Origin of the sequence: Niastella caeni (genome assembly GCF_004834005.1) — a bacterium.
Classification (GTDB): Bacteria; Bacteroidota; Bacteroidia; order Chitinophagales; family Chitinophagaceae; genus Niastella; species Niastella caeni.
Genome location: NZ_STFF01000002.1, coordinates 948,065 through 963,019 on the forward strand (window position 1 = coordinate 948,065; position 14,955 = coordinate 963,019).

Genomic DNA, 14,955 nt, shown 5'->3' on the forward strand with positions numbered 1-14,955 from the left:
CAAACAACAAACTTCAAACCTTAAACTGATTCCTGGAATGAAAAAGATCACATTATATCTCTGTATCATTTTCCTTGCTGTTGCCTGTAAGAAAAGTGAGAACCTGGGTAGTGTAGATGATATTCCCGGCCTGGGTGGCGATACCTGGGTAAAAGGCCCCATCGATAACTGGGTATACGACAATTTAACCAAACCCTTTAACATATCTGTGAAGTATAAGTGGGATCAGTTTGAACTGGAGTTGAATAAGAACCTGGTGCCGCCGCGCGAAGAAAAGATCATACCGGTAATGGAAGCGGTGAAAAAAGTGTGGATAGATACTTATATCGAAGAAGCTGGGGGTGATTTCATGCGTACCTATTGTCCGAAATTTTTTGTGTTGTGCGGCAGCGCCAGTTGGAATACAGATGGCACGATTACGCTTGGTACGGCAGAAGGCGGACGTAAGATCGTATTGTATGTGCTGAATGATTTCAGAACTAAAGCGATGCCTGGTTACAGGCCTTCCGATTCATTGGGAATAAAGCAAATGTTTCACACTATAGAACATGAGTTTGGTCATATCCTTCATCAGAACGTGTTATATGCCGAAGATTTTAAACGGATAACACCTGGCTTTTATACCGCCAACTGGAACAATGTGTCTGACAATGCTGCCCGGCGGGATGGTTTTGTTACGGCTTATGCCATGAGCGCCCCCGACGAAGATTTTGTAGAAATGATCTCGATGATGCTCGTAGAGGGAAAAGCAGGGTTCGATAAGATCGTAAACTCCATACCCCCCGGTACCAGCATCAACGGCATTACACAGGCAGATGCCATTGCCAAATTACGCAGGAAGGAAAATATGGTGGTTTCCTATTACAAGGACGTGTGGGGGATGGATTTTTATAGCCTGCAGCGAAGAACGCGGGCGGCAGTAGAGAGTTTGATGAAATGAGAGGGAATAGCTTAAAAGCCAGTAGTAAGTAGCGAGTGGCGAGTAGGAAAAGCCAAAAGAAAGTAGCGAGTTATGAATGAAAGCCTACTAGCTACTAGCGACTCACCACTAGCTTCATCAAAACACAACAAAGATCATTATGAAAAGAATAATATACATAGGAGTAATACTGGTTACAATAATCTCCTGTAACAAAGACAAAGCTGCCTTTGATAAAGACGCGGATGATCGCATCAATGAACAGTTGAGCAATTACCAGTCTGTTATAACAGGCGCCGCCAATGGCTGGACGGCCACCCTGGTTACCCGGCTGGGCAATACCTATAGTTTTTATTTCAGGTTCAATGAAAGTAACCGGGTGTTTATGTATTGCGATTTTGATACCGCAACCGCCGGTGTGCAAAAGGAAAGCAGCTATCGATTAAAATCGCTGCAACAGCCCTGCCTGCTTTTTGATACATATTCCTATGTTCATATGCTGGCCGATCCCGATGCCGGTGTCAATGGCGGTTACCCTGGTAGCGGCCTGGTATCGGATTTTGAATTTTCTATTGATACGCTTACCGCAGACAGCATTAAACTAACCGGCCGCTTTAATGGCAGCAGCGCCATTTTACGCAAAGCATCTGCACAAGACCGCGCAGCCTGGGAAAACAAACAGGTGCGCGACAACCTCATTGGGCTTAATAACCTGGGAAAGATCCTGAATTACTTTAAACGCCTAAACTATAATGGTACCGAATATGAAATTCAAATTAACAGCATATTTAAATTCGCGGTCATTACCTGGAAGGATGCTTCCGGTACGCCACATACAGTTACTACCCCGTTTTACTTTTCCCCGGTGGGTGTTCAATTCCGCATACCAGTGGTTAACGGTAGTACAACCATCAATGGTTTTGCCATCACCGGTTTTAACACAACAACGAATACTTTACAGGTAAAGGTCAATAACGCAGATGCTACAATCGCCGGCGCCATCAGGCCTGTTAATCCCGATGTACAGGCAGGCAGGCGCTGGTGGCAATGGGGCGCACAGGTGCAGAGTTACTGGTATTCAAGAGATGGATTTCATGTAAATGGTGTAGATGATGCTTTTGGAGTGAAAACGTTACAAACAGATACCAGCCAATATTATTATTTCACATTCTGGCCTGGCGTTCAACCTGCACAGGGAGCCCCCTTTGATGCGTTGATCCCCTTTTATTATGTGCCGGCCAGTAACGAACTCGATTTTACGTACGGCACTGCGCCAAAAGCTAATTTTCAATCAGACGGGCGGGTAATATTCACTTTACTGGGCGACCTCACTGTAGGACCGTACCCGGTAACCGGCCCCGCTTTTAATACCAAAGTTCAATTTATTAGCACGAATGGATACTGGTTTGTACAAACCGGAGAGAATAGTTATGACATGGTGAGTGCTAAAGATGCCAAGGCCTGGATCACCTGGCAAAATTAGCTGCAAGCTGCACGCTATAAGCTTCAAGCCGAAAGCCGAAAGCATAAAATGGTTGTATGTCCTATTTAAAACCTGCCGGTGATTCGGCCCCTATGGAAACGGTTGCCGGTTACCTGTTACCGGTTGCCAGGCCTTCATTGCCGGCTTGCTGTCAATTCTCAGCCGGTCATTGATTTATGTCCCCGGTAACAGGAAACTGGCAACAGGTAACAGGTAACTGATAACGGAACCCTGATATTCCGAATGGAAAAAACTATAAACCAAGATTCATAAAAGAAAACACTGCTCCATGAGAAACGGGTACGCATACAGGTTTGTTAAACAAATAGGCTGTTTGTTTTTGATGCTTTTCATCGCCTTACAATCAAAAGCCCAGATCGACATTACTATTGGAAACGGTACAACCGGAAATGCCACCACGGTTTATCCCTGTCCTATTCAGGACTGGTATGAAGGAAGCCGTTCGCAATATTTGTACCTGGCTTCAGAACTCACTGCGGCGGGTATGGCGGCCGGTACTATTCAAGCCATTAAGTTTAATGTGTTGAATGTAAATAATGCCGGGGTAACAGACAAGCTGGTAATGAAAATTGGCGGAACAACTGTGGCTACCTTATCTACGAACAGTTGGGATGCATTCACCACCACACCGGTTGAAACAGCGCCAACAGATTACCAGGCGGTGGTTGGTTCCAACGTGTTTACTTTCCAAACGCCATTTTTCTGGAATGGTACGGATAATATTCTCATTGAGATATGTGATGGTGATCCCGGTAATAATGTTGGTGAATGGTATATAGAAAATCCCACTATTGCATGGACGACGGGTTTGTCGTTTAATGGCTCACATACAACAATTTCGGATAACCAGGGCAGTTTGTGCGGAACCACTGCCACACTCAACTCCGGTTTGCAAACTACCCGGCCCGACATTGTGCTGGCCTGGGTGCCGGCAACCAACTGTGCTGGTAAACCAAATGCTGGTACAGCCTCCAGTACGTTGACGAATGTATGCCTCGCCCAGAACTTTACAGTAAGCTTAACGGGCCAAACAATTGCTTCGGGTATTACTTATAAATGGCAGTCATCAACTAATAATACAACGTGGGCCGATATTCCCGGCGCCACAACTTCATTTTATACAGCCAGTCAAAGCGCCACACACTGGTACCGGGCCATTGTTACCTGTACCAATGGTGGTTTAACCGATACTACGAACGCGGTGCAGATTGTATCGCCGGGGTTGGTTGGGGGAACCTTCACCATCAATAGCGGACAACTAACCGGTGGCACGAATTTCCAAACGTTCGCCGATGCCATCAACTATATCAAATGCGGCATTAACAGTGCGGTTGTATTTAATGTGGTAGCTAACAGCGGTCCTTATGCTGAACAGGTTACCATACCCCATATTGGCGGCTCTTCCAGTGTAAATACCATCACCTTTAATGGTAATGGAACAACCCTGGCGTACAATACGTCTGATGCCAATAACCGGACGGGTATTATCCTCAACGGCGCCAAACATATCATTATAGATAGTTTGAATGTAGATGTGTCGGCGGGTAGTTACGGATGGGGTATCGTACTGATGAATAAGGCAGATAGCAATATCATTCGAAGATGTACGGTCACAACCAATACTACGTCGAGCTCTACAAACTATTCAGGCATCCTCATTAACGGGTCTGCTACATCCACTTTCATAACAGGTAACAATGGTAACGGCAACCTGATAAGTGGTAATACCATAATAGGTGGGTACTATGGTATTTTCCTGTATGGCAGTACGAATCCGTATAATGCCAACAACATCATTGAAAAGAATAAAGTGCTCGATGCTTACCTGTATTCTGTTTACGTGTATGGTAATACGAATTTAACCATAACGGGAAATGATATCTCGCGCCCTTCCCGTACCTCGGTTACCACCGGCTATGGCATATATGTTGGCACCAATACAGCCACGCTGATAGAAAAGAACCGCATTCATAACCTGTTCGATGGAGCAACAGGTACAAATAATACCGCTTATTGTATTTATGTGGCCGGTTCCGGCGCTTCTGCCGCTCAACCCAACCGGGCTGAGAACAACCTTATTTACAATATCAATAATGGCGCTGGCGCTATTTATGGTATATACAGTGCGGGATATAACAACTGGAATTTCTATCATAATAGTATTGTGTTGGATGATGCCGCAGCCACTGCCGGTACAACCTATGGCTGTAATGTGAATGGTTCCAATGTGAATGTGAAAAATAACCTGATCTATATAACCCGCGGCGGTACGGGTACAAAATATTGTTTATACTATGGCACTGCTGGCGTAACATCTTCTGCCAACAACGATCTGTACATGAATGCGCCGGCTGGTACCAATGCTGTTGGTTTCTTCAACGTTGCCTGGACAACCCTGGCGGGCTGGCAAAGTACCGGCTTCGATATCAGCAGTATAGCATTCGATCCGCAATTTGTAAATGCAGGCAGCGGCAATTACCGGCCAACGAATGTATTTGTAGATAATATGGGAGCAGCGTTGGGTGTAACCAGTGATATATTGGGCTTCACAAGAAGCAGTACAACGCCCGATATCGGTGCTATTGAATTTACGTCAGCGGCCTGTACTTCGCCACCTGTGGCCGGTACGGTGATCAGCACTACTAATCCGGTATGTGCGGGCGTGAACTTTACACTGAGCCTTACCGGTGGTACGGCCGGGGCCGGACAAACCTACCAATGGCAATCATCGCCTGATAATACTACCTGGACAAATATAACAGGTGCTGTAAGCGCTGTGTACACAACATCGCAAACAAACAGCACCTGGTACCGGGTAGCCGTTACCTGTGGCAGTGCTACTGTATTATCTGCTCCTTTACAGGTAAATACCACGTCTGTGTCGTATGCCACCCTGCCGTTTACTGAAAGTTTTGAAAGCACCTGGATAAACGGCTGCGACAATCGCGACATTCCAAATAATTTCTGGCGCAACCAGCCGGCTACAGGTAATAACTCCTGGCGCCGGTATGATGATGGCGCCGCCGGGGCTTGGGTGAATCCTGCAAACGGCGCTTACACACCGTCTGCTTCGCATGGTTCCTATTCTGCCCGTTTCCATAGTTATAATGCATCTGCGAACGCAAAAGGTTCATTAGACTTCTATGTAAACTGTAATACGGGTGTTGCCGCCAAGCGTTTACGGTTCGATTATATCAATACAACAGGTAATGACAGTATGGAAGTATTGCTGTCTACCGACGGCGGGTTAACGTTTACCTGGCTGAATGGCTATACCGTTAATGGAAGCTGGGATAGAAAAGTGCTCAACTTTACGTCGAACTCAGCAACTACGGTTATCCGTTTCCGGTCAACTTCTGATTTCGGCGGCTCTGATATTGGCATAGACAACCTCACTATGTTCAACCTGGAAAATTGTTCCGGTACGCCTGTGCCCGGCACCACCGTATCAAGCAATACCATGGTATGTCCGGGTTCTAACTTCACGCTCAGTGTAAACGGGCTGCCCATGCAAAACGGGTTAACCTACCAGTGGCAGGCATCGCCAGATAACATAACCTGGACAAACATCTCCGGTGCAACCGGTGAAGACCTTACCACTTCACAAACAACAGCTACCTGGTATCGCATCTTTATTACCTGTACCAATGGTAATCAATCAGCCGGTTCGGTACCGGTATTGGTTCCCATGCGCGCTCCTTTATATGCGCCATTGCCCTATACAGAAAGTTTTGAAAATACCTGGGTCAATGGTTGCGATACCAGGGATATACCTAATAATTTCTGGAACAACAATCCGGCAACCGGCGATGAATCGTGGCGCAGGAACGATGATGGCACTTCCGCCCTCTGGTCTTCTGTCAACGGCGCCTATGCTCCGGCGGCTGCACAAGGTTCGTATTCTGCCCGCTTCCATAGTTATGATGGCAGCGATGGCGCACAGGGTAAATTCGATCTGCACCTGAATGCCAGTACAGGCGCTCCCAATAAACGATTAACATTTAGCTATATCAATACAAGCGGCGACGATAGCCTTACGGTATTGGTATCTACGAATGGTGGCACCAGCTTTACACGGCTGGATAGTGTAGGCATCCGCGGGGCCTGGAGTCAAAAAGTACTTTATTTCAATTCAACATCAGCCACTACTATAATTCGCTTCCAGGCAACTGCCGACTTTGGCTTAACCGATATTGGTCTGGATGATATCCTGGTAGCCGAATGGCCCGACTGTTCGGGTACACCTAATGCCGGTACCGCGGTTACTACAAACAGTACTGTTTGTATAGAGCCATTTACCGTAAGTGCAACAGGTATCAGCACCGGCAACGGCATTACCTACCAATGGCAAAAATCAACAGATAGCGTAACCTGGAATAATATTTCCGGCGCAACAGCTATTTCCTATACAACCTCACAGGTAGGTACACACTGGTACCGCCTGGTTACAACCTGTACGATCAGCAGCACATCAGCCAATGCTGCGCCAGTTAAGGTGGTTTCACCCACACCGGTTAACGGAACATTTACCATTAATAATAACCAGTTACCCGGCAACGGCAACTTTACCTCATTCAATGCTGCTTACGATTATATCAAGTGCGGTATTGACGGACCAGTAACCTTTAATGTACATACCGGTACCGGCACGTACAACGAACAGTTGACGATGATCGCTGTACCGGGCGCCTCGGCTGTTAACACCGTAACCTTTAAAGGCGTAGGCAGCGGCGTTCTTGGGTTTGCTTCTACCAATACCAACGAACGGGCGGTAATAAAACTGAAAGGAACCAAACATATCATCTTTGACAGTCTTATCATAAATGCCAGCCTGGGTACATACGGCTACGGCGTACAAATAATGAGCAACACCGACTCGAATGTGGTGAGGAACTGTACCATCAATCTGTCTACTACTTCAACTGCTCAAAACTTTGCCGGTATTGTGGTGAATGGTTCCGATGCAGGGCCTGTATCAACCGGAGCTGTTTTGAGTGACGATAATATCTTCTCGGGCAATACCATTACCGGTGGGTATTATGGTATTACCCTGGTGGCTACGTTCAACAACGGCGCCAACGGGAATAACAAGATCATAAAGAACACCATAAAAGATTTTTATTCTACAGGTATTTATGTAGCCGGCAGTTATGGAACGCTGATAGAAAAGAATATTCTCAGCCGGCCTGCACGTACCAGTGTAACCGACTTCTATGGTATCTATTTCACAACGGAGAAAAATACGGGTTGTATTGTTTCCAAGAACCGTATCTCCAATCCGTTTGGAGGCGCGCCAATCAGCACTGCAGCGTTTTATGGTATTAACTTTAATAATTCCAGCGGTTCAACCGGTGGTACGTACAATGAAAATGTGGTCAGCAATAACCTGATCTATGACATCAACGGTAATGGCCTGATCTATGCCATTGCGAATACAGCCTCGGGCTACGCCTGGTATTTCCATAATACCATTTCATTGGATAATATTACGTCTACATCCACTGCGGCTACCAGAGGTTTCTATCAAACCACGGCCGCCAGCGGTTTATTCTTCTACAATAATAATATTTCCATTACCCGGGGCGGAACCGGTACTAAGTATTGTATCTACCTCGCTACCAACCTGCTTGCCGGATGCGATAACAATAACTATTATATCAATGCAGCAGCAGGTACGAACGGCGTAGGATTTTATACTGCGGCCCGTACGCAGTTAAGCGCCTGGAGAACGGCAACTGGTTTAGATGCAAATTCTTTATCAATTACGCCGGCCTTTGTAGACCCTGCCAGTGGAAATTTCACCCCGGGCAATGCCGGTATCGACAATAAAGGCGCAGCCATTGGTACTGCCGATGATATCAATGACCAAACACGTAGTGGCCTTACACCTGATATTGGTGCGTATGAATTCTCTCCATTGCCTTGTGCTTTACCGTTGGTGAATGGTAAAGTAGATATTTCACCCGATACTTTATGTCAGTTTAAACCCGTGTACCTGCATTTGAATATCGGTGCATTCGGTTCGGGACAAACCTTCCAGTGGCAAATGGCAAAATCGTTGGCAGGCCCGTATACCAACGTAGGTACACCGATGCTGACACCAGATACGACCATCATTGCCGATACAACCAGTTTCTACCGGGTACAGATCACCTGCGGTACCAATACGGTGTATACCGATACGGCGCTGCTGGTAGTGAACCCGGCCCTGCCTACAGGTATATATACCATTAATAAGAATGGCCAAAGTACCTACGAACCGGGTAAACCTGGCGGTAACTTCCTTTCCTTTGCCGATGCAAAAGCCGCTATGGGTTGTGGTATTGGCGGTACAGTAGTGTTTAATGTGCAGGCGGGATCGGGACCTTATACCGAACAATTAATACTCGATAGCATTGCCGGTACATCGGCCATTAATACCATTACGTTCAATGGCAACGGCAATACGTTAACATATAATGCAAACAGCAACAGCCAGCGGGCCGTTTTAAAATTGAATGGCGCCGACCATATCATATTCGACAGCCTGCAGATCGAGGCGGGTGGCGGTACGTACGGTTATGGCATTCAACTGATCAACAACGCCGACTCCAACACCTTCCGTAAATGTATCATCAATACGTCTGTTGCGTCAACCAGTAACAATTACGCCGGTATCGTTATCAATGCGTCTGATGCCGCCGCCGTTACAACAGGCAATACCTTAAGTGATGGCAACGTGTTCGACCGCAACAGGGTAACAGGTGGTTACTATGGCATTACCCTCGTGGGCAATACCACTACTACCGGTTTCCTGAATAACAACAGCTTTACCAATAACACCATACAGGATTTCTATAACTATGGTTTGTATATAACCGGTACCAACAATACAGTTGTTGCCGGTAATACATTCACCCGGGCTGCGCGTGCCAATACGGCTACCAGTGTGTACGGAATTTATATGACAACGGCTGCCAGCAACCGGTTAACCATTTCTAAAAACAGGTTCACGCGTTTCTTCGGTGGTATTACAGCCAACACCGCATCGTTCTACGGCGTTTATCATAATTCCGTATCGGCTGCTGGTGAAGATACCGTAAGCAACAACCTGTTCTATGATCTCGATGGCAACGGGCCTGTATACGCCTTGTACAATACCGGTTCCAGCAATGTGTGGTATCATCACAATACCATTTCTATTGATAATACCACCAGCACGGCTACCGGTGCAAGTGCGGGCTTTTATCAAACCACTACAGCAAACGGGATCCAGTTCGTCAATAACATCGTTACCATCAGCAGGGGAGGAGCCGGCGCCAAACACGCCATCTACCTTAATGCAACCACCAGTGAAATCCTGTCGAACTATAATGATTTTTATGTAACCGGCACGAACGCTCACGTGGGGTATTATACCGCCAACCGCACTACGCTGGCTGACTGGGTAACAGCCAGCGGCAAGGATAGCAGTTCACTTAACCATAATCCGCTGTATACCGATCCGGCCACCGGCAACTTTATGCCTATGCTGGCTGCGTTGGATAATAAGGGTACACCGGTGAATATTGCTACCGACATCCTCAATGCGGTGCGTTCTGCCACTACACCAGATATAGGCGCTTATGAATTTGCACCAGCGCCTTGTCAAACACCGCCAATCGCAGGTACGGCTTCGGTAACGCCTTCATCAGGATTATGTCTTGAAATGCCGATTGAATTAACCGTGACCGGTCATTCACCACTGGGCGCTATTACCTTCCAATGGCAATCATCGCCCGATGGCGTAACCTGGACCGACATCAGCCCGGTGCAATACTTCCCGCAATACAGCACCAAGGCCGGTTTGAGCACATATTACCGGGCTGCGGTAACCTGTACCGGCAATACCGTGTATACAGCACCGGTACAGGTGACCCTGAATAATATTTTACTGAAAGGGCTCTATACCATCGATCCGTCGAAGCCTGCCACCTTGCCGAACTTTACCTCGTTCCAGAGTGCGGTAGACGCTTTGTTATGCGGTATCACCGGCGCCATCGTGTTCGAAGTAGCGCCCGGTACGTATAATGAACAGATCAGGATCCCTTATATTCCCAATACATCAACCATCAATACGGTGACGTTCCAGAGCGCTAATGGCGTAGCCAGTTCCGTGAACCTGACATTTGATGCAACCAGTACGAACAACTACACGTTGAAGCTCGATAGCACCCGCCACTTCATATTCAAAGACCTGACCATTTCAGGTACCAATACTTCGAATGGCAGGGTAGTAGAGCTGGCCAATACAGCTTCATACGATAGTATTTTGAATTGTATTATAGCGGCTCCGGTTGCTACAGCCGCTTCCAATAGTATAGCCGGTATTTATGCCTTCCAGTTAAAAGGGACCAGCAACGTCATTAAAGGCAATACGATCAGTAATGGTTCCAGTGGAATTTACTTTGCCGGTACCGGCACAGGCACTGGTCTTTCTCCAGATCATGTTATTGAAAATAATACCGTAAGTGGCGCCTGGCAGTACGGAATATATGCCAGTAACCTAAAACGCGTGCAACTCAATAAGAATATTGTTACGGTGAACGGTCCGGTGAATGCAACCGCTTATGGTATTTATGCCACAGACTGCGATTCTTCGTATAGTGTAACGGGTAACAATATTACCGTGAGCAATGCTACTACCATTGTGTATGGATTGGCGCTTATTAATTCCGATACCGCCAGAAATGCCCGCGGTAAACTGGCCAACAACATGGTAACGGCTGTAAACAACAATACCGGCGCGTTGTATGGCGCTTACCTGTCGAACTCGCCAGGTGTAATAGTGCAGAACAATACCATTGCTATCAATACGTCCGGTGCGGGTTCTTATGGATTATACCATAACAACTTCAATGGGGCCGATTATTTAAACAATACAGTAAATAGCACCAGTACAACAACAACGAATAACCATTCCATGTACCTGCTGAACACAGCGGCCAGTGGCGTTCGGATGCGTAATAATATATTCTCAAACAAAGGCGGCGGTACTGCCTTGTACGTAAACAACAGCAGCCAGTCGCTGACAAGTGATTACAATATGTTATACACCAGCGGCAGTACGCTGGTACAACGGGGCAATCCTGCAGGAACTTTCGCTACCCTGGCCGACTGGAGAGCGGGTTCTTATTGGGATAAATATTCGATCGGTTATTCGCCTGCTTTTGTAAGCGATAGCGATCTGCGTCCCGACCTGGTGAACCCGGATGTGTGGGCCATGCATGGCCGTGGTGTGCAGATAGCCGGCAATGATCGCGACATAAACGACAGCACAAGACCCGTAACATTGACGCAAGGCGTGCCCGACCTGGGAGCGTATGAGTTCTACCCAACGGCATTGCCAACAGTGTTAACCGCTACACCATTAAAACCTGTGGTAAACCAACCACAAACATTCATGTATGGTACCGATACGGTGATGAGAATTACGTGGGGACCAACAGTACCGGATTCTGTTGAAGCCAGAAGGTATTCCGGTGTAGTGCCAGCCGGATTACAACCACGCCCCGACTCTATGTTCTTCTATACAAAAGTGGAAATGCCGGGCGGTGGTAATTATGATTACAACATGGAGTTGTTCTACCTCGATCCATGGCAGGGTTCTGTTCCTGATCAAAATATGCTTGGGTTAGGAAAAACAACCGTGTCCAATGCGTGGGTGGTAGGCTTTAGCAGCCGCGTGGATGTGATAAAGAAAAAGATCTGGCAGAATTCAGTGAATTATATGGACCGCTTTACCGGCCTGGTAAATCCTTATGCGCCGCCGGTACTGCCTGATAAAGACAGTTCGAACCGCGGTAAGCGATTCTGGGTGGGTTACCAGCGCAGCTATGACTTTAACCCGGGTGTTAATTCGCAGGAAATGGTATTGTATATGAGCACCACCGATCAACCGGCCAACGTACAGGTTCGCATCAACGGAACCAATTGGGTGCGCAACTACGTCATTCCGCCATACACAACAAGGGCTTCGGATTATATGCCGAAAAACGGCCTCGATGATGCCCGCCTGTTGGATGAAGGATTGTACAACCGGGGTATCAGTATCGTCAGCGATGTGCCCATTACAGCGTACGCACATATTTTCGCCAGCGCTAACTCCGGTGCTACCATGTTGTTCCCGGTTGGGGTATGGGGTTATGAATATTACTCGCTGAACAACAGGCAAAACTATTCCACAACCGGCGCGTATACTACGATTATGGTAGTGGCCGATAAAAATAATACGGTGGTAGAAATCACGCCTTCCGTTCCCACACTGGCAGGAAAACCGGCCAACGTTCCATTCACGGTTACGTTAAACGCCGGAGATGTGTACCAGGTGCTGGGCGCCATGATGAGTGGCAGCGAAGGGTATGATCTCACCGGTTCTATCATAAAATCGCTTCCAAATTCAAATAACGAATGTCACGCAATAGGCGTGTTCACCGGAAGTTCGCGTACAGGTTTAGGCTGTGGTACCTCTGTGGGCGGCTCAGGCGACCTGTTCTTGCAACAAACCTTCCCGTATTCAGCGTGGGGTAAAACGTACCTGACTGCGCCTACTTCTACCAGCGCCAATATCAGCACCCGGATGACCAATATTTACAGGGTGTTGGTGAAAGATCCTGCAACGGTGGTAAAACGGAACAACATTACATTAACCAATATTATAAACAACCGCTACTACCAGTATGAAAGCAATACCGCTGACATCATTACGGCTGATAAGCCGGTTACCATGGTACAGTACATGTCCTCTTCAGGCGCTTGTGCCAATACCGGTGGTGACGGGGATCCGGAAAGCAATATTTTGAGCCCGGCAGAACAAGCCATCAGTGGTTTCTCCGGTTTCTATCGCAATAATTTAGAAGCTATCAATGTCAATTATCTCACGCTTATTCTTCCCGACAGTGGTATGAATTCGCTGAAGATCGATGGCATACCCTGGAATGCAATACCTGCAGCAACCAAACACAGTTATGCACACTCGCAACCAGGCTATACAGTAGCTATTAAGAGATGGCCGGCCGGTGCAGGACAAAGCTCAGTAGAAAGTGATTCTGCTTATCTGGGTCTGGTGTATGGATTGGGCAGTGTTGAAAGTTATGGTTATAACGTGGGTACGATGGTGAAAACGCTGCAGGGATTGGGCACTATTTCCAACACATTGAACAATGGCAATAAGGCAGATTATACCTGTGCAGGAACCCCATTCAGGTTCACCGGTTACCTGCCGTTCATACCCAATACATTGACCTGGAAACTCAGTCGCGTACCAGGCTTATCGCCCAATGCCGATGTAACGGTGAATGCACCAGTACCTGGCGACAGTATACTAATAAATGGAGTTAAGAATTATTTATTCCCGCTTAACCAGGATTATACGTTTGCGAACCCGGGTGTATATACTATAGAGATCGTCTATGATCATCCGGATATAGAAAGTTGTGATCACACCGGCCGCGACCTGATCTATGTACAGGTGGTACCGGCGCCGAAAGCAGACTTTACGGTGAACTACTCGGGTTGTGTAAAAGATATAGCAGAGTTTGTTGGTGCACCTAACGCACAAAATGGCATTGCCGTGAACCAGTGGAAATGGGAATTCCATGATGGCAGCAAGGCCAATGGTCAAAAGGTTACTTACACGTATAATACAGCCGGCACGTTCACGGAAAAACTGCAATCAGTTACCGCAGATGGATGTGTGGGTGATACTACCAAACAAATAGTGGTGAACCCGGTACCGATCGTGAAAGTGAATTCAGTAATCGTATGTACCGGCGCCGATACCACGCTGCAGGTTGAGAACCCCGCTGCGGGCGCTACTTACACCTGGTATGCATCATCAACCGGTGGCGCTGCAATAGGAACCGGCCCCACATTGAGCCTTACAAACATAACCGCTGGTACCGATTACTATGTACAGGAAACTTCAGCAGCCGGTTGTTCTTCTGAAAGGACCAAAGTATCGATTGCTGTACAAACCAGCATACTGGAACCCATCGTGTCGGTTGATTCGGTAGCTGCCAACCTGGTACGCTTCAAATGGACGGCAGTGCCCGGCGCTTCAGGTTACGAAGTGTCACTCGATGGCGGTAATAACTGGACGACGCCATCTTCCGGTTCAACAGGACTTACGCATACGGTAGCAGGCCTGCAACCATTACAAATAGTGACCATAATAGTAAAAGCGCTCAGTGGTTGTACAGATAGCAGATCGTTACCGGTATCGCAACAGGTATTGCCCGATGGTATATTCATCCCGAACAGCTTTACACCAAATGGCGATGGTTTGAACGATGTGTTGAGGGTATACGGTTACAAGATCAAAGAAATGAAGCTGGTGGTATTTAACCAGTGGGGTGAGAAGTTGTTTGAGTCTGCAGACCAGAGCAGGGGATGGGATGGTAGTTATAAAGGCAAAATACAACCCAGTGGTGTGTACATGTATGTGTGCCGCATGATCCTGACAGATGGAACCACAATGGATAAGAAAGGGGCTATCAATTTGATAAGGTAGGCG

At 47.2% G+C, this 14,955-nt stretch carries 3 protein-coding genes; all 3 read left to right on the forward strand.

The genetic code is table 11. From position 1 onward, the window contains the following. The first annotated feature begins 37 nt into the window (after nt 1-37). The 3 genes from FAM09_RS11245 (at nt 38) to FAM09_RS11255 (ending at nt 14,952) form a co-directional block, all read left to right on the forward strand. Nucleotides 38-940 (forward strand): zinc-binding metallopeptidase, encoded by a 903-nt coding sequence (locus FAM09_RS11245; protein WP_136577182.1) that lies wholly within the window; start codon nt 38-40, stop codon nt 938-940. Nucleotides 941-1,079: 139 nt separating this feature from the next. Further along, the gene (locus tag FAM09_RS11250; RefSeq protein WP_136577183.1) at nt 1,080-2,402 is read left to right on the forward strand and encodes a DUF4302 domain-containing protein; all 1,323 of its coding nucleotides are present in this window, start codon (nt 1,080-1,082) and stop codon (nt 2,400-2,402) included. Between the two features lie 289 nt (nt 2,403-2,691). Continuing rightward, nucleotides 2,692-14,952, forward strand: a complete 12,261-nt coding sequence (locus tag FAM09_RS11255) for an Ig-like domain-containing protein (protein ID WP_136577184.1) — start codon at nt 2,692-2,694, stop codon at nt 14,950-14,952. The last annotated feature ends 3 nt before the right edge of the window (nt 14,953-14,955 follow it).